The sequence below is a fragment of the Rossellomorea sp. SC111 genome (assembly GCF_024733565.1).
In the GTDB taxonomy this organism is placed as follows: Bacteria; Bacillota; Bacilli; order Bacillales; family Bacillaceae_B; genus Rossellomorea.
The window spans coordinates 100532-124112 of the sequence record NZ_JANIOC010000008.1 but is presented as its reverse complement, the minus strand read 5'-3'; the positions used below and the strand labels follow the sequence as shown (position 1 = coordinate 124112).

The 23581-nt window shown below is 41.0% G+C and carries 19 protein-coding genes and 1 riboswitch; of the genes, 5 read left to right on the top strand and 14 right to left on the bottom strand.

The genetic code is table 11. The features are described from left to right. Positions 1-13: 13 nt before the first annotated feature. The gene (locus NQ095_RS12090) at positions 14-2167 is read right to left on the bottom strand and encodes a PAS domain S-box protein (RefSeq protein WP_258263729.1); all 2154 of its coding nucleotides are present in this window, start codon (positions 2165-2167) and stop codon (positions 14-16) included. A 170-nt stretch (positions 2168-2337) separates the two neighbouring features. On the opposite strand from NQ095_RS12090, the gene NQ095_RS12085 reads away from it, so the two are divergent. Both NQ095_RS12085 and NQ095_RS12080 read left to right on the top strand, forming a co-directional pair. Next, complete coding sequence (locus NQ095_RS12085; RefSeq protein ID WP_258263728.1) at positions 2338-3363, top strand: acyltransferase family protein; 1026 nt, start codon at positions 2338-2340, stop codon at positions 3361-3363. A gap of 346 nt (positions 3364-3709) precedes the next feature. Further along, positions 3710-5437, top strand: coding sequence for a B12-binding domain-containing radical SAM protein (locus tag NQ095_RS12080; RefSeq protein WP_258263727.1), 1728 nt, complete (start codon positions 3710-3712; stop codon positions 5435-5437). Between the two features lie 29 nt (positions 5438-5466). Here NQ095_RS12080 and NQ095_RS12075 read toward each other — a convergent pair whose 3' ends face one another. Then, positions 5467-5592, bottom strand: coding sequence for a hypothetical protein (locus NQ095_RS12075; protein WP_258263726.1), 126 nt, complete (start codon positions 5590-5592; stop codon positions 5467-5469). After that, on the bottom strand, positions 5592-5750 hold the full coding sequence (locus tag NQ095_RS12070) for a hypothetical protein (RefSeq protein ID WP_258263725.1): 159 nt from the start codon (positions 5748-5750) through the stop codon (positions 5592-5594). The genes NQ095_RS12075 and NQ095_RS12070 overlap by 1 nt, the downstream gene beginning before the upstream one ends. Positions 5751-5892: 142 nt before the next feature. Here NQ095_RS12070 and NQ095_RS12065 point away from each other — a divergent pair, with 142 nt between their 5' ends. Next, positions 5893-6417, top strand: a complete 525-nt coding sequence (locus NQ095_RS12065) for a hypothetical protein (protein WP_258263724.1) — start codon at positions 5893-5895, stop codon at positions 6415-6417. A 69-nt stretch (positions 6418-6486) separates the two neighbouring features. Here the strand turns inward: NQ095_RS12065 and NQ095_RS12060 are convergent, their stop codons facing one another. Then, entirely contained in the window at positions 6487-7839 is a 1353-nt protein-coding gene (locus tag NQ095_RS12060; RefSeq protein WP_258263723.1) for a TrkH family potassium uptake protein, read from the bottom strand. Positions 7840-8107: 268 nt separating this feature from the next. Here NQ095_RS12060 and NQ095_RS12055 point away from each other — a divergent pair, with 268 nt between their 5' ends. Next, complete coding sequence (locus tag NQ095_RS12055) at positions 8108-8308, top strand: alpha/beta-type small acid-soluble spore protein (protein WP_258263722.1); 201 nt, start codon at positions 8108-8110, stop codon at positions 8306-8308. A gap of 94 nt (positions 8309-8402) precedes the next feature. On the opposite strand, the gene NQ095_RS12050 is transcribed toward NQ095_RS12055, so the two are convergent. The 6 genes from NQ095_RS12050 to NQ095_RS12025 all read right to left on the bottom strand — a co-directional run bounded on the left by NQ095_RS12050 (position 8403) and on the right by NQ095_RS12025 (position 16599). Next, complete coding sequence (locus tag NQ095_RS12050) at positions 8403-9530, bottom strand: anti-sigma factor domain-containing protein (RefSeq protein WP_258263721.1); 1128 nt, start codon at positions 9528-9530, stop codon at positions 8403-8405. After that, entirely contained in the window at positions 9527-10279 is a 753-nt protein-coding gene (gene sigI, locus NQ095_RS12045; RefSeq protein ID WP_258263720.1) for an RNA polymerase sigma factor SigI, read from the bottom strand. Before sigI ends, NQ095_RS12050 begins: the two co-directional genes overlap by 4 nt. A 312-nt stretch (positions 10280-10591) precedes the next feature. Continuing rightward, positions 10592-11377, bottom strand: coding sequence for a TerC family protein (locus NQ095_RS12040; protein WP_258263719.1), 786 nt, complete (start codon positions 11375-11377; stop codon positions 10592-10594). A gap of 100 nt (positions 11378-11477) precedes the next feature. Continuing rightward, a riboswitch (yybP-ykoY riboswitch) is annotated at positions 11478-11573 on the bottom strand. 62 nt (positions 11574-11635) lie between these two features. Beyond that, positions 11636-12097, bottom strand: a complete 462-nt coding sequence (locus tag NQ095_RS12035; RefSeq protein ID WP_258263718.1) for a hypothetical protein — start codon at positions 12095-12097, stop codon at positions 11636-11638. Between the two features lie 203 nt (positions 12098-12300). After that, positions 12301-13272, bottom strand: a complete 972-nt coding sequence (locus tag NQ095_RS12030) for an SDR family oxidoreductase (protein WP_258263717.1) — start codon at positions 13270-13272, stop codon at positions 12301-12303. Between the two features lie 237 nt (positions 13273-13509). Further along, the gene (locus tag NQ095_RS12025; RefSeq protein WP_258263716.1) at positions 13510-16599 is read right to left on the bottom strand and encodes an efflux RND transporter permease subunit; all 3090 of its coding nucleotides are present in this window, start codon (positions 16597-16599) and stop codon (positions 13510-13512) included. Between the two features lie 198 nt (positions 16600-16797). On the opposite strand from NQ095_RS12025, the gene NQ095_RS12020 reads away from it, so the two are divergent. Further along, positions 16798-17670, top strand: coding sequence for a hypothetical protein (locus tag NQ095_RS12020; RefSeq protein ID WP_258263715.1), 873 nt, complete (start codon positions 16798-16800; stop codon positions 17668-17670). Positions 17671-17721: 51 nt separating this feature from the next. Here the strand turns inward: NQ095_RS12020 and nhaC are convergent, their stop codons facing one another. The 4 genes from nhaC to NQ095_RS12000 form a co-directional block, all read right to left on the bottom strand. Beyond that, on the bottom strand, positions 17722-19131 hold the full coding sequence (gene nhaC / locus NQ095_RS12015) for a Na+/H+ antiporter NhaC (RefSeq protein ID WP_258263714.1): 1410 nt from the start codon (positions 19129-19131) through the stop codon (positions 17722-17724). A gap of 517 nt (positions 19132-19648) precedes the next feature. Continuing rightward, positions 19649-20677 (bottom strand): EAL domain-containing protein, encoded by a 1029-nt coding sequence (locus NQ095_RS12010; RefSeq protein WP_258263713.1) that lies wholly within the window; start codon positions 20675-20677, stop codon positions 19649-19651. An 800-nt stretch (positions 20678-21477) separates the two neighbouring features. After that, positions 21478-23046, bottom strand: a complete 1569-nt coding sequence (locus tag NQ095_RS12005) for a peptide chain release factor 3 (RefSeq protein ID WP_258263712.1) — start codon at positions 23044-23046, stop codon at positions 21478-21480. A 130-nt stretch (positions 23047-23176) separates the two neighbouring features. Next, positions 23177-23410, bottom strand: a complete 234-nt coding sequence (locus NQ095_RS12000; RefSeq protein WP_258263711.1) for a YueH family protein — start codon at positions 23408-23410, stop codon at positions 23177-23179. Positions 23411-23581: the final 171 nt, after the last annotated feature.

The following is a 23581-nucleotide window of genomic DNA, read 5'->3' as shown; positions in this document are numbered from 1 at the left end:
ATAAAGGACTCCTTTATGATTTAGGCAGATAGATATGGAAAACGGTTCCCTTTCCAACGATGCTTTCAACCTGAACGCTGCCTTTATGTTCTTTAATAATCTTAAAGCTTACCATAAGTCCAAGTCCAGTCCCTCTTTCTTTTGTTGTATAAAAAGGTTCGCCAAGCTTCTTGATTTTATCCTTTGAGATTCCGCCTCCCTGGTCTTTAATCTCGATATGAATCAACCCGTCTTCTGTCTCCCCGATGCTGATGGAAATCACCCCTCCATCTGACATCACTTCAATCGCATTCTTAATGACATTAATGAATACCTGTTTCAATTGGTTGGGTTCAGCTACTATGGTCGGAAGGTCATCCTGATATCTTTCCTCATACTGAACGTTATGCATGACTGCCTGTGCACTCAATAATTCCACCGTATCCTTCATGATCCTGATTAAATTCGTCTCCTGGTATTGGATTGCCTGAGGTTTGGCCAATACAAGAAACTCAGTGATGATTGACTCAATACGTTGGAATTCAGAAGTGATCACATTAAAGTACATCTCATGATCTTTGCCGACGCTGTTTTCAAGGAGCTGAATGAATCCTTTCAAAGCAGTCATGGGGTTTCTGATTTCATGAGCGATCCCTGCAGCAAGCTCCCCTACAACACTTAACGTGTCAGATTTCCTTAGTTGTTCCTGCATCTCAATTTGGTCGGTAATGTCCCGGATGATAGTTAAATTCAAGTTAGAGAGCAAATTATATTTCGATGATAATTCAACGTGTTGAATCCTGTCCCTAGAAGATGACAGCGTTTTTAAAAACGTCGCCTGACCTTCCTCCTTCAATTGATGCAGATAATCGTCATAGGCTTCTTCACCCGGCTCAATATTCAATATTTCCCGTACATCTTTACCAATGAGTTGATCTTTATCCAACTTAATGATGTTACTTACTTCAGGATTCGCATCAACGACGACATAATTGTGATTGGTCATAAGCAATCCATCCAATGAACCTTCGAATATCTTCCGGAACCTCTCCTCACTCTCCCGCAGTTCCTTCTCCATCTGATATCGTTCACTGACATTACGGAATATGGTCATATTGTACCCATCCACGGAATGAAGCTTTGAAGTGAATTCCAAATGTTTCAGCTGATTGTTCGGCATGAGAAACAACACCTCATCCCTTACAGCCCCGCTTCTATATAATTGTTCCATGACCAAATCGAACTTCTGGCTTTCCAAAGGATAAACAAAATCCCTGATTTTTTTTGAGAGGAGCTCAGAAAGTGTGCATTCGAATATTTTCAGTGCTGAAGAGTTCGCTTTAAGGACCCTTCCGTCCTGATCCCATAAGACTATGGCGTCAATCGCTTCTTCGAACAACCCTTTGAACAATTCTTCATTTCGCTTTAGTTGGATCTCCATTTGCCTTTTTTCCGTTACATCTCTAAGAATGGCCATATGGAGCTTATGATGGACGTATGGGCTCGTCGTAAATTCCACGATCGATATACTTTGTGATTTCTTGATCGGAATTTCCCCGCGTGCTTTTTTGTTTTGAGAAATCAATTCTTTGATTTTGTCAACCTTATAATGGGCATTTTCGGGAATGAAGGAACTGATATTCCTCTGGGTAATCTCATCCTTATCGAGCCCAACTTGCAAACTGAATGCATGATTCACGTCATTGATATTCCCATCTATGTCGAATAAGACGATCCCCTCTGATGCATTCTGGAAAATGTTCGATAATAAATGCACATTTAAATGATCTTTACGTTCCTTCTCCTTCAGCTCCGTTACATCCTTAAAGTATAAGTAAGCATTAGGAGAAATGGTCGATTTTTTCAGTAAAAGTTCGACGTGAATGATTTTCTTCTCATTCACATTCATCAGGGTTTCATCTTCCATTGTTTTACCCGTTTCCATCACTTCCTTATAATGGGCCACTATTGGCGCGGGCACAGAAGAGAAAAATGAGCTGAAGAGCTTCCCTACAACATTCTCGTCATTTGACTCCAGGGTTTCATATGCTTCGGGGTTGGCATAAACAATTTTCAACTCTTTATTGATCACAAGCATCGCCATGGGTGAAGCTGAGCAAATTTCCCTATCGATGGGATGACATAATTCCTTATTTTGCTCTTCTTTCACTTTACTACTATTAGTCATTTCCTCATCCCCCTAAAATTTTAAAAGACGACCATTGGCTTAAATCTTACAGAATCCGCATAGCTACCCGCACTTCTGGTGATAATTAACAGTGAAAATCTTGTTTTGCCCATTGTATCCTAGGGTAAGAATGAATTAGGAATAAACTTTTCTCAAAAGATGGTGAAGATATGAAACAGCGCGACTATTACTTCGACAATGCCAAATTCATTTTGATCTTTTTAGTGGTATTTGGACATGTCATCCGATCCTATATCGAAAGCGATCCCTTTATCCTTTCGTTGTACAAAACGATTTACACCTTCCACATGCCGGCCTTCATCCTTGTGGCAGGGTTCTTTGCGAAAGGATTCTATAAAAAGGGGTATATCCAGAAACTTGCTAAAAAGTTGATACTTCCCTACATTGTGTTTCAGCTGATCTACACGGTTTACTATCATTTTCTATACCAAGAATCAACATTCGAGGTGGATCCACTTAATCCTCACTGGTCCCTGTGGTTCCTTATCAGCCTTTTTTGCTGGAACGCACTGCTTTATGCCTTCATTAAATGGTTCAAATTCAAACCTGGAATCGGCTTGACAGTGGCATTTTCACTTGGACTGATTGTAGGGTTCGCCGATGTTATTTCAAATTATTTGAGCTTGTCCCGAACATTTGTGTTCTTTCCTATCTTCCTGATGGGGTACTACATGGAGAAGGAGCACTTCGAATATTTTAAAACGAGTAAAGCCCGTTTAATGGCAGGTTCATTATTCGTAATCGTATTTTTAGGGATGTATTTCATTCCTGAGTTCTCGGACAAATGGCTTCTTGGTTCCAAACCTTACGGAGATTTCCAATGGAACAACGTAATCAGCATGGGTGTAAGGGCAGCTGTATATTTATTAAACGTCGTGATGATTTTCAGCTTTTTCACATTTGTACCTACAAAGAGACAGTTTTTCACCAAATGGGGGAAAAACACTCTCTATGTCTACTTGCTACATGGTTTTCTTATACGGTTATTCCGTGAAAGTCAATTAAAAGACACGATTGACCCTAACACCAGTCTGTTACTGTTACTCGGAGTATCCTTTGTACTGACGATGATATTTTCAACTAAATTCTTTACAAGCATCACGCAGCCTATCATTGAGTTCAGATCAACCAGGCTGCAGAAACTGCTTTCCAAAAGGGAAATGAAAACAAGATAAACCTCACTAGAAAGGGCTGACCCCATTGTGTTCACGGGTCAGTCCCTTTTTCGTGATAAACTATTCGCTTCAGAATCATACGAGCTTCCGGATCACCATTCAACACATTTTTCTAAAAACTTTTATTACCTTATATTATTCGCACCTTTTCCTAAAATTCCTTCTAATAGTTACAATAATTTTAAATTCATTTCAGACAAACATTGAGCTTTATCGCAAGCTTAGATAAAATGATAATCAGGTTGGTTTATTATGTTGTACGAACAACTTGCCATATATAAAAATTCGTTTGACTCTCAGTCAATTGACTGAGAGTCAAACGGACTTAGAATAAAGGAGATTATGAATGAAGAAAGTCGTCTTAAGTACGTTAAATGCAAAATACATTCACACGAATTTAGCCATTCGCTGTCTGAAGGCCTATGCAGAACCTGAACACGAAATTGAACTCTCTGAGTACACGATTAAGGATCCAACCCTTAATATCGTTACCGACTTATTTACAAAAAAGCCGGACATCATCGGATTCAGCTGCTACATCTGGAATATCGAAGAAACGATCAAAGTCATTCAGATCCTTCGAAAAATCATGCCTGAGGTTACGATCATCCTCGGAGGTCCCGAAGTGACATATGACGTTCCATATTGGCTTGAGCGCCTTGAAGACGTTGACTTTATTGTCATTGGAGAAGGCGAGGAATCCTTCAAACAATTATTGGATCAGCTTGATGGTGATAGAGATTGGTCAAAAGTACATGGAGTGGCTTATTTAGCTGGTGGCAAGCCTGTCATCAAGCCTCAACAAAATAAAATTGATTTAAGGGATGTCCCTTCTCCTTTCCGGTTTAAGGAAGACCTGCAAGAGCTCGGCAAAAGGGTGACCTATATCGAGACAAGCAGAGGTTGCCCTTTCCGCTGTCAATTCTGTCTTTCTTCCATAGAAGTGGGTGTACGCTACTTTGACCGTGAAAAGGTAAAAGAAGATATCCGATTCCTGATGAAACATGGAGCGAAAACCATCAAGTTTGTGGACCGGACCTTTAATATTAGCCGAAGCTACGCAATGGAAATGTTCCAATTCCTTATTGACGAGCACGTCCCGGGTACCGTCTTTCAATTTGAAATCACGGCAGACATCATGCGTCCCGAAGTGATTGAATTCCTCAATGAACATGCACCACGCGGGCTATTCCGTTTTGAGATCGGCATCCAATCAACCAACGATGAGACAAATGATCTGGTCATGAGAAAACAAAACTATAAAAAGCTCACTAGAACCGTCACCATGGTGAAAGAGGGTAAAAAAATCGATCAGCATCTGGATTTGATCGCAGGTCTGCCTGAAGAGGATTACCAATCATTCCGGAAAACGTTCAATGATGTATTTGAAATGAGACCTGAAGAACTACAATTAGGATTTCTTAAGATGCTGCGCGGCACCGGCCTGAGAATTCGCGCAAATGAACATCAATATACGTATATGGATACTTCTCCTTATGAGATTTTGGGGAATAACGTATTGTCTTTCGACGATATCGTTCGGATCAAGCAAGTGGAAGACGTATTGGAGAAATATTGGAACGATCACCGCATGGATCGCACGATTGAGTACCTGGTTACTAAATGCTTTGACACCCCTTTTGATTTCTTCCAGCAGTTTGGTTCATATTGGGAAGATCGGGGATGGTCCCGAATCGGACATCAGTTAGAAGATCTCTTTAAGCGGCTGCATGAATTCTTGTCCTCTGAAAAAAGCTTTCAAATTTCAGTTATTGAGGGTCTCATGAAACTCGACTATTTAGACAATCAAAAGTACAAACCAAGAAAACCGTGGTGGACGCATGAGCTGACGAAGGAAGAGCGATCTGCTATTTATCAAAGTCTTTTAACACAGCCAACCATCGCAGGTGAGGCATTTGCCAATCTGAAATTAAATGAAAAAGAGTTGTATAAGCATACACTCCTAGAAACGATCCGTTCAAAAGAAGACAAGGAACTATACGTTCTTGCCTACTTTGAACCTTCAACTGGTCAATCAACTGTATTCGAGTTTGACCGTCAACTTGTTCAATGATAAAGAAGAAAAAATGTTAAGCGAATCGCTTAACATTTTTTCTTCTTTTCTTCTGTCTTTGGTTGTTTTTGGGTCACTTCCAGGATTTTGGCTGCATTGACATCTCCAAATTCCTGACCGAATTCTTCACGGAAAGACTGTTTTTTGTCTTTCATCAGCTTCTCCCTTTTTTACCTTTTGAGGAATTTCTATTCTTCCCTTTTGCCGGGTCCTCACCTTGGGAAAACTCAGCAGAAAATTCAGTCTCCTGCTTGTTCTTAAGTGGGGTTTGATTATTTTTCTCAGCAGCATTATACTGTGCTTTACGTTTCATTTATGACTCATCTCCTTTGACCTTATTTTCCCCGCCTGCTCGTTTTCCATTCTTCTAAAAATAGGTATTCATTCAACTGAATAAATCAACATTTACTCCGGAAACTAAGGAAAAAGTGTGAATGAGGATAGGATATGAGGACATGATACTAATTTTTTTGCTGGCATACGCTTTCTTAGGGTGGAAGTTTGGTAACTGGAAGGATTTTTACAGCTATTATCCAACTTTATTATTCTTCATTATCGGGGATTTACTTTCACAATTTCTATTATTTAATTATTCCATGTGGGAGTTCCACACGGTCACCCCCTTTGGCAACACTCTTCATTTGAATCACACTATTATTTCATTGGGCAAGATGGCCATTCAATATACAGTCACCATCTCCATTTTTATCGGGAGACTTCCGCATGATTTATGGGGAAGGGTTGGTTGGATTTTGTTATGGACAGGTATCTATGGCTTGACAGAAGGTCTTTCCCACCTTATCGGAATGATGACATACCATCACGGATGGCATTTCGGTTGGGATCTTCTGTTTAATCTCATGATGTTCACAGTATTGATCGTCCATCATAAAAACCCGGTAATTGGATGGATCATCTCCCTCCCCATCATCCTGTTCCTTATGATCCACTTTGACGTACCCTATTCCGCATTAAAATGAGAGTTCCCTCTTCATGCTTATAGAACAAAAAAAGATGCTGCATGCAGCACCTTTTTTAAAAGAGGTCCATTACCCTATAATGACCCGTTCTTTAGGATAGTGATATTTTGCAGTCTTTTCTTTTCCTCCAATCATAAAGAGGAAGGAAAGTATGCCCACCCGACCGATAAACATCAGTGCGATGATCACGCATTTACCGATCGAGGAAAGTTCCGAGGTGATCCCCATGGATAATCCCGTCGTTCCGAAAGCGGATGCAACTTCAAACACAATCTCCATAATGGAATGGTCCTCTGTGAAAGTGAGGATAATGACAGACAGGAAGCAGATAAAAATGGCCATCATCGTCACGACCAGGGATTTGATGACATCCTGATGATGAATTTCCCTTTTGAATATCTTAATGGTTTGATTTCCCTTTGCAAAATGGAACAAAAATAAAATATTCAGGGCAAAGGTGGTGGTCCTGATCCCTCCACCAACCGAACTTGGTGATGCCCCTATGAACATCAGGGCACTCATGACCAATAAGGTGGGAGTTGAAAAATCAGCCACATTCATAGTGGCAAGCCCCCCGTTCCTCGTTGTAGCCGATTGAAAAAACGCATAGAAGAATGACTCATGCCATTCCATGCCGTCAAAAAAGCGGTTATATTCAAAAAGAAAGATGATCAAGGTCCCGAATGCCATGAGCGCAAAAAACGTCAAGGTGGTGATTTTTGAGTATAAAGAAAAATGATGCTTATTTCTCTTCTTACTCATCAAATAATCTTTGGTCTCAATCAGGACTGGAAATCCGATGGCACCGAGTGTCAATAAAATGATGGTGATGAATTGGACAAAGTAATCATTCGCATAGGGAATGAGGGATTGTCCTGTAATATCAAAACCCGCATTCGTTGTGGCACTGACAGAGGCAAACAACCCTTGAATAAAAGCCTGCTGCCACGTGGGGTAATAACCCAAGAAATAGACACCTAATATGAAAGCGCCAACGATTTCAATGAATATGATCAATAATAGGATTTGTTTTAATAAACTCACCAGTCCGGCCAGGCTTGTCTGGTTTTGATCCGTCATGATGAGGCGGCGTTCTTTTAAGCCAATTTTCTTTCCTACGATCAACCAAAAAAACGTACCAAGTGTCATAATTCCAATTCCACCGAATTGGAGAACGAACATTAAGATGAAAATTCCTGTCGTATTAAATGTGTCGACCGTGCTTACAACGGTAAGGCCAGTAACGCTTACTGCACTGACAGCTGTAAAGATCGCATCCAAAAATTTCCATTCCGCCCCTTCTTTATGAGCAATGGGTAGACTGAGCAGTACGGTCGCAATCGTCACCGCAAGAAGATAATACGTTACAATCACTTGTGCAGGAGTTAATTTATTTAAATTCAATCTAAGCTTATACCACATGTATGTAATTCCCTTTCAACATTATTTCCTTATCTATCTTAAAGAATAAAACCGAAGAATGAAAGGAAAAATGAATAATTTCTTATATTGTTTATTCTTCCTTTAATAAAAGCCTCCTAAACCGACAAGTGTGGTGGTTAATATTATTTTAAAGCAAACAATACAATTTCGTCGAAATATTACCATTCATGTTCATGATGATAATACAAATAATATAAGTACTGAAACATTCATTGTTTCAAGTATCCTAGTAAGGAGGAAAACGACTATGTCTAGAAGTTCAAATAAATTACTTGTTCCTGGTGTTGAACAGTACCTTGATCAAGTGAAATATGAAATCGCCCAGGAGTTTGGCGTTACGCTTGGATCAGATACAGTTTCACGCTCTAACGGATCAGTTGGAGGAGAAATCACAAAGCGTCTTGTGAAGCAAGCCCAATCTCAATTAACTGGACAACAAACTAAATAATTTGGCATTCGGGTAGCTGGCACGTTCCAGCTACCCTTTTACATTAACCAAGAACAAAGACCCATTCATTTGAATGAGCCTTTGCCTGTCTTTCTTACTCTTTTTTATTTTCCTGTCTGTTTTCATGGTTGTGTTTCTTATCTTCATTTTTATTCTGATGATGATTATGCTTATCATCTTCTCGATGAGACCCCTGGTCATTTCGCTGATGATTGTCATGCCCTTTATTAGATCTCTCATCACCTCTGTTGCCATTGTTACCTATCGAGGAGTTCCCGGTTTGTGATTTTTCAGGTTTTCCCCTCTCCAATTTTTTTTCGGGATGAGGCTTTTGCGGATGGTCATGGTTTTTTTGAGGTTTTTGGATCTTATCCGCATTTTGTTTCTTCTCTTTTCTTGGAGGATTCACCTTTTGATTCGCAGCTTTGACTTTTTCATCTATAATTGCTTTCTTTTGCTTCTCTTTTTCTTGTTTGATCACTTTTTCTTGAACTTCTTTATCTTCTTTGTTCAATTCTTTTTCTACAGGCTCTGTTTTTCGATTCGAATCCTTTTGTTCTGTTTCACGAATAAGGGAGCCGGCAGTCATTCCTTTTTCTGATGCTTTTTCCCTAAACTCCCTGGATGTTTCTTTCATGATGATGTTCGTGGAATGATCAGAACCGTAGTCCTCAACAAACTCAGTTAATTCGTCCAGTAATTCGGTTTCCCGTTTAGGATCGGAATCATCAATAAAGGAAGAAGTGATGAACACATTTTGAATCCCCTTTAAATATCCGAGTCGTTCACTTAAGAGAAAGATTTTCTCCGTCACTTCCCTAACATCTTCATTTTTCCAGTCACTCAGTTTCTTTATGAGAACCTTAGCATCATCATTGTACGGCATGATATTCAATACTTGCTGATCTTTATTTAAGGCTAGTTCCATACTGGGATTGATATCGACCGAAACATATGCATAAGCCCGGTTGTTCTGTAGCACAGAACTTGAGAACAGGGCAATGATGACGACAAGGACTGTCAACATAGAAGTCGACACTTTCCAATTCCACTTATAAATTGATTTTGGCTTATCAGTTCTTGAGCTCAAGGGAAAGAAAGGAATCTCTTCCCCTATCTCATACTGTTGTTCGGGCTGCTTTCTTCCTGTAAGAAATTCTCCTTCCGGTGTCATCATCACCAGGATATCCTGTTTGATTTCCATAATGATCCCTTTTTTCATATCTCTAACCGCCCTTTTAAATAATCCCTTAAATAAACATAATCCCCTATAAGAATAAGAGAAATGGCTATAATATATTTTCTATTTCTCTCAATTGTTTTTCTGGTGACGTTCACCTGTTTTTCTAATTTTTTTATCGGCAATCGTCTTTTTTCTATAAGATAATCCAAAAGTTCTTGTGAACTCACTACCTTTTTGGCGATTTCTATGGCATTCAACCGTGCATCTTCATGCTTGGGCGATTGTTCAACCAAATCGTAGAAGGACAACTTGTATTGAGCCAGGTGTTCTTGGAAAGACAGAATCTCTTCACGTCTCTTACTGGCTTCTTCCTGTCTCCCGAATTCCTCTACAGACACAATCTGATCGACCGTCAAGCTCGAAGCATCTTCCCCATCCTCAAACGTGCTCTTATCGAAGCTGATATCCTGAAACTTCCCATTTTTTCTGATATAATCAATCACTTTCCGCTTGATGATTACTTCAGAGAAACTGATGAGGGAAGAGCCCCGTTGTAGATTATACTTTAATATAGCGTCATGAAAGGCAATCAGACCGATGCTGAATTCATCATCACTTTCATAAATGAATCGTTTGCAGACCGATGATACCGTTTTTTTAATAAATGGCTTATAGTCTTCGAGGACTATGTTCAATAATTGCTCATCACCATTTTGTATTTGGATCGCCATCTCTTCAAGCGATTGCTTCTTTTTTTTAGCGAGTAGAAATAGTAGAACATTTAGCATCAGCCTCACCCCATCCTGCACACTATTATACTCATATGGTGTTGAATGTAAAAGCGAAAAGGAGAGGGGGGAGTTTCTCATATCACCTCATATGTTATTTAGTTATTGGCCGATCGATCGCCTTATTAAAGGAATTACGTTAAAAGAATTTTTTTTGAGGGGGTTTATCCTAATAAAATTGAGAAATCTCTTCAACATCAATGACTTTTCATGTGGACAAGCTGTGAATCACCGATTTGTGAGGCTTCACCCTCACCAAAAAAAACTCAAAAAAGCTAACGTGGAAATTCCACGTTAGCTTTAAAAGGTGAATTATTCTGCTTTTGCTCTTCTTTCTATTTCCTCTTCTTCCTGCTTTGCTTTTCTTCTTGATAATACATACCCGCCTACAGATAGCAGGATCAATACGCTCCAGAATACAAGTTTCCACCCTTTTGATTCTGGAAAGTGTTGGTCCAGGATGGCTACATCAGGATGAGCGAGGGTGAAAACGGCAAGTTTCACACCCACCCAGCCAACAATTAAAAATGCTGCTGATTCTAAGGTAGGGTATTTCTCCAATAATTTCACAAACCATGTTGCAGCAAACCTCATGATCACCAACCCGATGATGCCGCCCAGGAACATGACAATAAATTGCCCTCCGTCAATACCTCCTACATCAAACCATCCAGTCGGTTGAAGGGTTACGGCCAAGGCAACGGCAGCAAGCATGGAATCAACCGCGAATGCGATATCCGCAAGTTCCACCTTGAGCACAGTAGTCCAGAATCCCGATCCTTTTGCCGGTTCCTCTTCTACTGCCCCAGTGTCTTTCCTTTTCTTCACAAAATGGTGTATGGCCACGTAGAATAAATAGATGGCCCCAATGGCCTGAACCTGCCACACATTGACTAAGAACGAAATAAGAAATAATGCAGCGAACCTAAAGACAAAGGCTCCCAATAGACCGTAAAAAAGTGCTTTTTTCCTTTGTTCCACAGGTAAATGTTTGACCATTACAGCCATTACCACCGCATTATCAGCAGCTAAAATCCCTTCAAGACCTACCAAAATCAGCAGGACCCATCCATATTCCAATAACATCGAAGCATCCATACCTCTAGTCCCTCCCTATTTACATAGTTAGTTTTCCAATAGGCAAGGAATTTTATAAAAATAAAAAGACCCTTGCCTAAATAAGGCAAAGGTCTTGCTTAGCATACGGATATGCCAACAAAGCCGATGGCATGCACCATGAATTGACGACTTTGTTTAGGTATGAAACCTATAGCTACTCCCCTTTGACAGGTAGAAAACGTTCATTTGTATAGATATATTTTAACTCAAAAACACCTATTCGTAAAGAGAAAAAATTTATTGAACCCGTATCAGGATGGCTCGTATCAATAGCCCCAGCAACACTCCGGGAATCACAAACAAAATCGGCAGAAAAATGGGCCCGATAAATTTCCCGAATAGATATACCTTAGGGGAATACATCAAACCAACCGTTACCATATAGGCGGACATAACAAAGGGTAAAAAACTGTACTTTCCCTTTTGGCCATCGGCAATTTTATACGCATCCCACATGGCAAACATATATAAACACGGATAAAACATAAGCCACTGGTAATCAAGAATATCTGCTGCTTTATGTGTTTCGCCTAAAAAACTGTACATGATCCCCAGATTGAAGTTACTTTGAATATTGATAATGATCTCAAGAAGCACAAACAACGTTCCCTTAAACCATAAACCAACAAGCAATTGAGGAAAACCCGGCAGCGCAATACTCCACAGGATCCCTTCTAATTTTGTAATGGATGACTTCATATGCACCCCGTATAAAAGGAGGAGTGGTGAAATAGGATGCTTTTATTAGGCTTGTGAAATGGATTGTGTTTGTGTCGGTCAGGGTATAGTGTAAGGGAAAATGACATTTTGAGATTCCTCCTATTGATGCTTCTCCCTTTATATTTACCATATCTCTCCCAATTATTACGACGATTGCTCTTTAGAATGTTTCCATTCCGCTTTTAATCAATCTTTACATGCAATCGCTCATTAGAGGCGTGTTCAAGATAAAACTCCACCATTTTTTCGATCTGACTGGAAAGGGAAGGGCATATTATCGATGTCCCCTCCAGATCTTTTCTGGCATTTTCGCAATTGAATTCACTTTGTAATGTAAAATAGTCCAATGCTTCCCGTTCGACTTTTAAATAACGCCGAATAAAACGGAAGCCGAGTGCCCAATTAGAAAGGGATAATGGAATGCTCCCCTTTGGTTTCTTTTTTAACATATGCCATAAAATCTGCTCATACACTTCCTTTACCATCAGTGGTTCTGGATCGGTCAGATGATACGTCTTTCCACTCCCAGCCTTCTCATGGCCGAGATAAATGGATGCTTTCACTACGTATTCGACGGGTACAATATTTATATTAGAGGTACCCCCACCTAGAAATGGAATCCACGGCAGGAAAGATAATCGATTAAACATATTCATAATAAAGTATGGTCCATCGAACTTCACTGTCTCGCCGGTTTCTGAGTTTCCTTTCACGATACCCGGGCGGAAGATCGTAACCGGCAGTATGTCCTTCAATTCATCCACCAGGACCTCTGCTTCATATTTAGTACGTTCATAGAAGTTATGAAAGCGCTCAGGATAGATCAATTCATTCTCCATTAGTTCTCCTTCACGCGATCCAGCTATAAATGCAGTGGAAAAATACACGTATCTTTTTAATTCAGTGAGTGTTTGACAGAAATCATTGACCTTACGTGTGCCTTCTACATTTATTTTCTGTGCCAGATCCTGAGGAACTGCAAGATCATAAATGGCTGCCAAGTGCCAAACATATTCCACTTCCTCCCTGATCTCGATGAGGTTCTCTTCTGGCATATCAAGATTCGTTCGGGTAATGTCCCCTTCTACAAGGATGATCTCTGCATCTGATAAGAATCTCAGTTTTCGTATACCTTCTTCCGCCTGCTTCCTCATTGGATTCAGGTGAAGTAAGTATAGTTTCGATACTTTATCCTGTTTGAGTAACTCTTAACAATATTATGACTTAAAAAGCCCGGAAACCCCGTAATCAAATAGATCCCTTTTCCCAAAATCTTCTCCCCCGTTTTTGACGATTATTTGTTGATAAAAAAAGAGCTAACCTTTCCACTAACGCACCTCATCATTGTATGAGGCGACTGCTTAGCATTGGGTTAACTCTCGTTGTGTGCTCTAATCTTTATATTCGTATGTTTCTCTTCGTTTCTTCATTCTTCTCGTCTCTGAATCAAAGAAGCTGTAAACGATCGGTATGACATAAATGGTCAATAATGTCGAGCTGATCAGACCGCCAATGACGGCAATGCCCATAGGCTGATTGATTTCGGTACCTTCACCCAGCCCGAGTGCCAGGGGCAATAGGCCGAGTATCGTCGTAAGTGCCGTCATGAAGATCGGTCTTGCCCGGTCCTGCACCGCTTCGACGATGCTGTCAAAACTGCCTGTGCCCGCCTCTTTACGCTGATTGATATAATCCACAATGACGATAGCATTGTTGACGACGATACCTGCCAGTACAATCACTCCAATGATCGCTGAAATGCTGATAGGGGTCTGTGTAATGGCCAAGGCGATTGCTACACCTATTACCATGAGTGGGACAGTAAACATGATGACAAACGGATATTTAAATGACTCGAATTGTGCAGCCATGACCATATAGACAAGCACGATGGCAAGTCCAAGAGCCAGGACCATGTCATCAATGGAGTCCTCAAGTAGCTCTCTGTCCCCACTGAACGAAACCAATGTCTCGGTTGGAAGATCCAGTGTTTCGATTTTCTCATCAACCGCTTTCGAAATGGCCCCAAGATTGGTTGAGGACGAATAGTTGAGTGTAAATTGAACGGCATGCTGCTGGTCAATTCTTTGAATGCTGACAGGTCCATCTTCAATGGAAAAGTCGACGACGGAGTTTAATTGAATATACTTTCCTTGTCCATTTGGAATGAGAAGTTTCTTTAAAGAATCAAGATTTTCGGTGATGTTCCTGTCATATTGAACGAGCACATTGATGACATCAGAAGACCCTGTGACCATTTGGGTAGTCAGGACCCCCCGGGTTACATCTTGAACCAGTGTCCCGATTTGAGCAGGTGCCAAACCTTGTTTAAGAGCTTTCTCCCGGTTCACCTTCATTTGGACTTCTTTCACCGTCTCCATCTGATCTGTTGAAACTTCTGTGACATCCTTCATGCCTTTTAAAGAGTCGAATAACGTATCGACGGAATCGTTCAGTCGATTCTGGTCCGTATCTCTCAAATTAAACGTCAAGGTTTGAGGACTGGAGCCGGATGTCGATTGTAAGTTAAAGGAAACTTCAGCAGATTTATTTACCTTCTGTGCAGCTTTTTCCACTTCAGGCTTTACTTCATCCGCAAAGCTGAAAATAGAACTCTCCCGCTCATCGAGAGGCACCATTTTCACATAAACTTCTGCAATATTCCCTTTCCCACTTCCTCTAAATGATTGTTCCTGGGTGGTACCCACAAGACTAACGAAGACATCGACATCTTTTTCTTTCTCCAACCTGTCTTCGATCGCTTTGACGACTTTATTGGTCTCATCGACGGAAGCCCCATTATCCAATTCGACCCTTATGTTGAAAAACCCTTCATCAGTTGGTGGTAAAAACTGCGTCCCTACCGTCGTAAGGCCAAGTCCGCCACCCACTAAGGTAATGAGAGTGATGAATAATACAATGAACCGGTGACGAAGCGCCCATTTAACCGACCTGGCAAATGTGTTTCGGCTCTTAGAACGCCTACGCTTTGCTTCGATGTTCCCTTTTGGTTTCTTCAAGAGTCTGCTTGCAAGCATCGGTATAACTGTCAACGCCACAACAAGTGAAGCCAATAAACTAAAAGAAATCGTCAAGGCAAATTCAGTAAACAATTCTCCCAGTAAACCGGATATAAAGACGACCGGCAGAAATACCGCTATAGTAGTCAAGGTTGAAGCGGTGATGGCTCCTCCTACTTCTTTTGCTCCCATACTTGCAGCTTCCTTCGGATTTTTCCCCAGGGATAAATGGCGATAAATATTCTCAATGACTACTATCGCATTATCCACCAGCATCCCAATCCCAAGAGCCAGGGCTCCTAAAGTCATGATATTCAATGCAAAATCAGCAAAAAACATAAGGACAAATGTAACAATGACTGAATAAGGAATGGCCACCCCGATGATAAGGGGACTTTTTACATTTTTCAAAAATAAGAAGAGCACAAGCATTGCAAAGGCTCCACCTATCAGGAGGGAATTGGCGATATTTCCGATGGCTTGGGTAATGTAATCCCCCTGATCGAACAGGATATCAGCTTTGATTGATTTATATTGATCCTGTTTAAGGAGGCGGTCCAGTTCCTTTTGAAACGCTTTCGATACGGAAGCGGTGTTAGCATCTGATTGCTGCAGCACACTGAACAGGATGGCAGATTCTTCGTTTGCTCGTGTGATTGTGTTTGTATCCTGCTTTCTCTGTTCAACTTTCGCAACATCAGAAAGCTTAATCTTCTTTCCTGTTTGAGGATTCACTTGAAGGACCAATCCCTTCAATTCATCCACGGACTGGAGTTTGCTTACTACTCTAGTGGTCAATGTTTGTCCATCCGTCTCGATCGTATCTCCTGGAGCTGTCACATTGTTAGCGCGGATAGAGTTGACCACATCCCCTTGACTTAGACGATTATCTTTCAATGCTTGCTGATTCAGTTCGATGACCACTTCGTCCGTTAATGAACCTGAAACATTTACATTCGCAACACCTTCCACTCGTGTCAGTTCCTGTTTCAAATTCTCGGATAGTGCCTTTAAATGGGACTCGTCCCCTTCTTCCCGTAAAGAAAATTGAATGATCGGGAACTGGGCAGGGTCAAATTTGAGAAACCTGGGATTCTCAGCCCCCTCAGGAAGTGGAGTTTGATCTAAGCGTTGCAGGACATCATTTTCAATCTCATCAATGGAGGTCGACCATGAAAATTCAAGGAGAATAAAGTTCGAACCTTCCCTTGAAGTCGATTGAAGGTTCTTCATTCCCGGCAGAGTGGAAAGGCTTTCTTCAAGTGGTTTTGTTACCTTCTCCACCACCTCCTGGGGACCCGCTCCAGGATAATTGGTCACCACGACACCTACGGGAGGATTTAGGTCCGGGATGAGCTTCAATGGGATCCTAAGGAGGGAGACTCCTCCCAGAATAAGGATAAGCAACATGGTGACAATGGTGAACACCGGTCGTCGTATGGAAAAATCACTAATTTTCAATGAAGTGCTCCCCTTTCTATATGTATACAGCGTTCATTATGGTTTGGAAGGAGTTACTGTTAACTATAGTCTCTTCAGGAAGATCCTTCAATATTAAAGCGTCTGTGAATACTAAATATCGATTATTTTCTATAAAAATAAATAATTCCATCCTATCGGTGTACACTATTTTTATACTGTAACGTAAGGAGCATTAAAATGGCGAACTGGGTTCCCTTTGTATTCCTTAGTCTATTCAGCATTTTCGCACTATTTTTCATTGTGATGAGGAATCGTCAAATTTATGGCAGGATCATCCTATTTTGGCTTTTCATTTCCGGGTTGGCCTATGTATTTGAATATGTCATATTTGTATTATTTAATAGCTATACGTATCATCCCCATATTTTATCGAATAATTACAATGACAGCGTCCTGGGGTCAATCAGTTCACAGGCATTTTCTGTTCCTGTTGCCATCACGTACGTTGTGCTGTACCGCTTGCCGGCATGGAGAATTGCGGTCATCATCAGTGTCTTCTTCCTTATTGAAACGTGGTTCATACACATAAATTTATACGAACATCATTGGTGGAAATCGTATTATACAACTTTTTTCCTCATTATTTCAGTCATACTGGCAAAAACATGGTGGAAGGTTCTTGAGGAGTCTTCGAATCATTATGTTCATTTCATCACTTTGTACTTTGCACTCTCTACCATTTCCCTTTCTTTCGCCTGGATTTTGTCTTCCCTGCTGAATCTATATATCGTTCCCCTGAATCATTTTTCGAATCCTGTCAGGGATTTGATCGCAGGGAATGCCATATACATTTGGTTCACGACGTACTTTTATAGTTTAGTAATTTTTTTTAGAAACTGCGATTGGAAATATACATTAGGGAGTATCCTTTTTCTCTTGACCGTTGAAGTATTTATGGTACGGGAAGGTGTATTATTGCTTAACAATCCAGCGATGATCGCGGTACTCCCCCTATTTCATTTATTCATGATATCTACAGGGAGCCAATATTACCAGCGTTATTTTGACACATATAGAGAAATGCAACAAAAAGGACTGTCCTCAAAATGAATCATCCTCACAGTAAGAGAGTGAATCATTAAGACTGACAGTCCTTGATTGTTACGAATTTGATATAGCAGGGTTGTTCTCCGTTTTCTCTTTCTCGATGGTCCATCCTGTGAAACCATATAGGATAGTGATGACCGGAGAAATCAGGCAGAACACCGCAAATGGTAAATATTCAATCGTGGAAACACCTAACACATCTGTAAGGAATATTCCGCACACACTCCATGGAACAAGGGGATTCACGACAGTTCCTGCATCTTCCAATGTCCGGGATAAGGTTTTTGGGTGAAGACCCAATTTTTTGTATTGAGATTGAAAAGCTTCACCCGTCAATAGAATGGATAAGTATTGCTCCCCTACCACAAGATTGATACCGATCGCTGATAGTGCAGTGGAAAGAATCGTTCGTCTTTCAGATTGAATGACAGCAGACACCTTGTGGAGCAACGCCGGGATGATTCCAAGTTTAAATAGTAATCCTCCTAGACTCAGTGAGAGAATGACAAGGGAAATGGTAAACATCATGCTGTTCACTCCCCCTCTTGATAAAAGCGAGTCAACGGATTCCACCCCAGTCTTCGATGTAAAACCTTCGAACAGTACCTGGAATAATTCATTTACCGCTAACGTCCCGTGGAAAAAAGATAATAACACAGAGACGGCAATCGTAATGGCAAGTGTGAATAATGCAGGTGTTTTGTATACGATCAGTACCACCAGCAACACTAAAGGAACTAAGCTGTACCAGTGGATCAGTCCGGTCTGCATTAAACCTTCCTGCAACGCATCAAGCTCGGACAGATTGACCTTACTGGTCCCGGGCGAAAGGACACCAAATACAATCAATGTAATGATAAAGGCGGGTACGGTCGTCCAGGCCATATTTCGAATATGGGTGAACAGATCCACCTTGACGATGGATGACGCAAGGTTGGTTGTATCCGATAAAGGGGACATCTTATCTCCAAAAAAGGCACCTGAAACGATCGCACCCGCTGTGATTGACATGGATAAACCCATAGCCTCACCGATTCCGATTAACGCTACACCAATGGTTGCCGCCGTTGTCAGTGAGCTTCCGATTGCTACTCCGCTTAAGGATGTGAGTAAAAAGGCAATCGCATAAAAATAATGTGGAGTGACAAATTCAAACCCGTAAAACATTAACGTGGGAATGGTCCCACTGATCAACCAGCTGCTTACAAGCAGTCCAATAAAGAAAAATAAGAGAATGGCACCTAATCCACCCTGCGCACCGGCAATCATCCCCTTTTCAATTTCTTTGAACTCCACTTTGCGTACCAACCCATAAACCATCAAAAAGAAGAGGGAAAGTATGATCGGAATATGAGGGACCGCTCCCACTCCGATAATGCTGACACTGATGATTCCCAGTACAACAAGTAATACTGTAGATGCTTCTTTAACGGACGGTTTATGAACGCTATGAATGTTTAACATGTTAACACTTCCTTCTGTGAGCTATGTGACCGAAATAGGATTTTATAACAAAAAGAACCCTCCATCCCCGATAGGGACGAAGAATTCTCCGCGTTACCACCCTAATTGAAATAAACCCATGGCTAGCATAAGATCGACTGATCCAAGACATAACCTGATTTATTTCCACTTCATAAAGGTTGTCTCTTGATAAACCCCCTAATCACTTAGAGAATTCATAAACAATGTAATTCAGAAAGAAGCGGACCTGGACTTCCAGCTGACGTCCAGTCTCTGATTGCTGTCTCACTTATTCCTACTGCGTTGTTCAAGACAATGAATATGTGATTGATTGTTTAAGGTTCTCGTTACTCTTTCACTCTTAAACGCTTTTAAGCTTTTATGCACTAAAGTAATTTATAGTAATATATTATCATTTCATTTGAATTTGTCAAGGAACTATTTCGTTCTCCTTTGCCTTGGAAGGATCCCATTACAAATAAAAGCCCTCCCGTAATTATTGGGAAGGGCTTGTCTATTAAACGAATTGAGTTTCAGCAAATGGTTCCATCGCTTCTTCTTGTGGTTTTCCTATGAAATAGCCTTGTGCATAGTGGATCCCGATATCTTTACAGAAAAGTAATTCTTCTTTTCTCTCAACCCCTTCTGCCAGGACCAATATGTCCAATTCTCCGGCAATCTTCATCACTTTACGTAAAAATGCCTGATTATCGTCATCACGATCACAGTGATTGATGAAGGATCGATCGATCTTTACATAGTCCGGCTGAAGCAGGCTTAACATTTCAACCGTTGCAAAACCTGAACCTACGTCATCAAGGGCGACTTTCATGCCTTCTCTCTTATATACGTCAAGAACAGAGCGCAAGTGATCTACATCTGCAATCTTCTCTGTTTCTACCACTTCGAAGACGAGATCTTCAGGATTCACATTGCATTCCTTCACAATCTTGAACGTATGGCGCAAACAAAATTCAGGGTTATAAATCGTGGAAGGAAGAAAATTGATAAAGCTCTTCGTACCAGGATCCACTTGGCCCTGCCTGGACTCGATGGCTGATTTCCTCGCCTTCTGATCCAACATGGAATGAAAACCAGTTCGCGAGGCGGCTTCGAACAACTCCCCTGGATTGATGCGCTTATTGCCACTATTTGACCGTAAGAGCGATTCATAGCCAAAAAGACTGAAATCGCCAAGATCGATGATAGGCTGAAGATGGCTCTTAAATTGCCCCCCCTGAATCAGCTTTACCATTTCTCTATATTTAATTAAATCCATGAATTCTTTTGAGGGACGGAAGGGACCGGGCTTTTCTGTACAATTAAAGCTGCATGTCCATCCTTCATTCACTAATGTGGTTTCTATTTCTGATAATTTTTCATAAAGGTCATCAAGATTGTCATATGGCAAAACATACAAGCCTTCTTCTGTCCTATCACCTGATCCTGTCAGCGGTAAGTCCAACCCTTTTTCGTTATGTAAAAATAAAAACCCTGCCTCATGATATTCCATCTCTATTCCACAGTTCGCACATGCGTATTGCATAACATCTCTTCCTTCCCCTGTAACGTCAATAAATACCCATACCTATATACTAAGTCTAAATACCCTACCAACGCCAATAATATCCCTTTATTTTAGGAAAAATTACTCAATGACAGTGAATTTTTATGATTATGGTGTTTCAGTTTTTCTCACACATAGATTGTCGTCATTTTATGTTGACAATGATTTGCAAATGCTCTGCCAACTTAATGTATGCTACAGAGTGAGGGGAACTGCTCCGCTTTCCAGGGACGTTCGGCCGAGCCCGTTTTCCGTAGGAGTCTACGCAGTTCCCCTCACCCTTTAACTAAGCCTAATCTGACAGAGCTTTGTGAAATGATATGAAACTAAGTTAAAGAAAATAACCACTAATACAATTCACTTGCATTGCCTCTTAATACTTTAAACTGATGGTATTCAGTCGACTATATTTTTACTAGTAGAAAATTTAACTCGGTCAGTTGGTTGAAGGTGAAGGTGCTCGACTCCTGCTGGAAACGCTGGAAAGTACGAAAAGCGGAGGCGGCTCGTTCAGACCCGACAAGCATAAGTTGAATGGGCTAAGAAGGCGTTCTTTTGCCTTCTTGGACCATTTTGCTTATGACCTCGAGGGGCTAGCCGCCAGAGCTGGATCTTGAGACCCCGCAGGGCATAGCCCGAGGAGGCTCAACTAACGTCCCGCGGAAAGCGAGCACCTGGAGTGGTAGTCAGCACTCGCTAATTTAAATGCAACACAGGGAGAAAAACTTTATTAAATGGAAAAAGCACTCCTCCAGTATTAGGAGAAGTGCTAAGTGTCCTTACATTAAACTATATAATCGTATATCCGGATTTTTATCATTGAACCATCTCATGGCAAAATCGTTCTCGAAAAGGAAGACAAGATTCTCATGTCGATCTTTGACCAGCATGCTCCTGGAGCTGGACATGGACTCCTTGACATCTTCTTCGTTTTCAATCCACCGTGCAATCTTAGACCCGATCGGTTCCATTTTTACATCCACGTTGTACTCATTCTTCATTCTATGCTCAAATACTTCAAACTGAAGTTGACCAACTGCCCCTAGAATGATGTCTTCGGTACGTGTCTTATAGTATTGAATGGCTCCTTCTTGGACAAGCTGAAGGATCCCTTTTTGGAAGTGCTTCTGCTTCATCACGTTCTTGGCTGTGACCCGGACAAAAAGTTCAGGCGTGAATTGAGGCAGCTTTTCATACTGAAAGCCTTGCTTCCCCTGGACGAGTGTATCACCGATTTGATAGGTACCCGTGTCATAAACCCCGATGATATCCCCACTGACCGCTTCATTCACCGTACTCCGGTCATCTGCAAGAAATTGAGTCGATTGCGCAAGTTTAATGGACTTTCCTGTACGGGAAAGATTCACCGTCATTCCTCTTTCGAATTGACCTGAGCAAATGCGGACAAATGCAATCCGATCCCGGTGAGCTGGATTCATATTGGCTTGAATCTTAAATACAAACCCGGAGAAATCCTCTGCTGTCGGCTCGATCTCTCCCGCATCGGAATTCCTTGGCTGTGGAGATGGAGCAAACTGTAAGTATGTTTCAAGGAATGTTTGTACACCGAAATTCGTTAATGCACTTCCGAAAAAGACCGGAGACAACTCCCCATTCGCTATGCGTTCACGTGAAAACTGGTTTCCAGCTTCATTCAGCAACAAAACATCTTCAAGAGTTTGATTATATAGATTGCTTTCTTTAAGAGGATGTTCTCCCTCAATTTCACCTTCATCATTTAATGGAATAAAGCGATCATCTTCCTCTACTCGAAATTGCTCGATGCGATTATGGAAGCGATCATAGATTCCTAAGAATTCTTTCCCCATCCCTATCGGCCAATTCATTGGATACGATTGGATTCCCAATACTTCTTCAAGTTCTTCCAATAACTCAAGTGGTTCACGCCCTTGGCGATCAAGCTTATTGATGAAGGTGAAGATCGGAATCCCTCTCATTCGACAAACTTTGAATAGTTTCAAGGTTTGTGCCTCGATCCCTTTCGCTGAATCGATGATCATCACAGCGCTGTCAACTGCCATCAATGTTCTATAAGTGTCTTCGGAGAAGTCTTGGTGACCCGGTGTATCCAGAATATTCACCCTGTAATCATCATAATCGAAGGCCATGACAGAAGAAGTCACAGAGATCCCTCTCTGCTTCTCGATTTCCATCCAGTCAGATGTTGCAAACTTACCTGATTTCTTTCCTTTTACTGTTCCAGCGGCGCGAATCGCACCTCCGAATAATAGAAGCTGTTCCGTTAAGGTTGTTTTCCCAGCATCCGGGTGGGAAATGATGGCGAAAGTCCGTCTTGACTGAACTTCCTGTATAAAGTCTATTTTCATTCATAAAATCCTTTCTCGTCATTCTCACTTTCTCATCATATTCGTTCTAAAGTAACAATGCAACAAAGAATGGAACAAGAAGCCACTGTTTACTGCTTTCAGCAATAATTAGTACCGGGTTAAACATTTCTTACATCTCAGTCGTCCATTGGACAATTCGTGAACTTAACGTTTCAGCTGTTTCGTGTGGGATCCTTTCCGTTAATGAATGGAACAATTTTGATTGGATTTCTTCATCCTGATAAAAGAATGAGTACGACCATTCGATTGCCGGTACAGCGATTAGAATGAACTCTTCTTTCTTGTTTTCATATATATATACTTTTTGTTCCAAGCCTTCCAAAAAATTTTTTCTGATCTTCATTATTGTATCCCCTTTCATGAAAACGCTGTATTTGCGCATACTATTGACGTTGTTGTCCGTACAACTTTCGACAAATCTTGCAATTGTAGGTTGTCAGACGTCTGAAAGAATTGTAAAATAAAAATCCGAAAGCATCAAGTTTCAATCATACTTATCGAAGAGGTGAAAGAA

What these genes read in the sequence shown, in the direction of transcription:
- NQ095_RS12070 (WP_258263725.1), bottom strand. Translation starts at nt 5,750, where the DNA reads ATGAAACGTAAAGCACAGTATAATGCTGCTGAGAAAAATAATCAAACC.
- sigI (WP_258263720.1), bottom strand. Translation starts at nt 10,279, where the DNA reads ATGCTAAATGTTCTACTATTTCTACTCGCTAAAAAAAAGAAGCAATCG.
- NQ095_RS12005 (WP_258263712.1), bottom strand. Translation starts at nt 23,046, where the DNA reads ATGAAAATAGACTTTATACAGGAAGTTCAGTCAAGACGGACTTTCGCC.
- NQ095_RS12010 (WP_258263713.1), bottom strand. Translation starts at nt 20,677, where the DNA reads ATGCAATACGCATGTGCGAACTGTGGAATAGAGATGGAATATCATGAG.
- NQ095_RS12060 (WP_258263723.1), bottom strand. Translation starts at nt 7,839, where the DNA reads ATGTGGTATAAGCTTAGATTGAATTTAAATAAATTAACTCCTGCACAA.
- NQ095_RS12030 (WP_258263717.1), bottom strand. Translation starts at nt 13,272, where the DNA reads ATGAGGAAGCAGGCGGAAGAAGGTATACGAAAACTGAGATTCTTATCA.
- NQ095_RS12080 (WP_258263727.1), top strand. Translation starts at nt 3,710, where the DNA reads ATGAAGAAAGTCGTCTTAAGTACGTTAAATGCAAAATACATTCACACG.
- nhaC (WP_258263714.1), bottom strand. Translation starts at nt 19,131, where the DNA reads ATGTTAAACATTCATAGCGTTCATAAACCGTCCGTTAAAGAAGCATCT.
- NQ095_RS12065 (WP_258263724.1), top strand. Translation starts at nt 5,893, where the DNA reads ATGATACTAATTTTTTTGCTGGCATACGCTTTCTTAGGGTGGAAGTTT.
- NQ095_RS12090 (WP_258263729.1), bottom strand. Translation starts at nt 2,167, where the DNA reads ATGACTAATAGTAGTAAAGTGAAAGAAGAGCAAAATAAGGAATTATGT.
- NQ095_RS12000 (WP_258263711.1), bottom strand. Translation starts at nt 23,410, where the DNA reads ATGAAGATCAGAAAAAATTTTTTGGAAGGCTTGGAACAAAAAGTATAT.
- NQ095_RS12055 (WP_258263722.1), top strand. Translation starts at nt 8,108, where the DNA reads ATGTCTAGAAGTTCAAATAAATTACTTGTTCCTGGTGTTGAACAGTAC.
- NQ095_RS12050 (WP_258263721.1), bottom strand. Translation starts at nt 9,530, where the DNA reads ATGAAAAAAGGGATCATTATGGAAATCAAACAGGATATCCTGGTGATG.
- NQ095_RS12040 (WP_258263719.1), bottom strand. Translation starts at nt 11,377, where the DNA reads ATGGATGCTTCGATGTTATTGGAATATGGATGGGTCCTGCTGATTTTG.
- NQ095_RS12075 (WP_258263726.1), bottom strand. Translation starts at nt 5,592, where the DNA reads ATGAAAGACAAAAAACAGTCTTTCCGTGAAGAATTCGGTCAGGAATTT.
- NQ095_RS12035 (WP_258263718.1), bottom strand. Translation starts at nt 12,097, where the DNA reads ATGAAGTCATCCATTACAAAATTAGAAGGGATCCTGTGGAGTATTGCG.
- NQ095_RS12020 (WP_258263715.1), top strand. Translation starts at nt 16,798, where the DNA reads ATGGCGAACTGGGTTCCCTTTGTATTCCTTAGTCTATTCAGCATTTTC.
- NQ095_RS12085 (WP_258263728.1), top strand. Translation starts at nt 2,338, where the DNA reads ATGAAACAGCGCGACTATTACTTCGACAATGCCAAATTCATTTTGATC.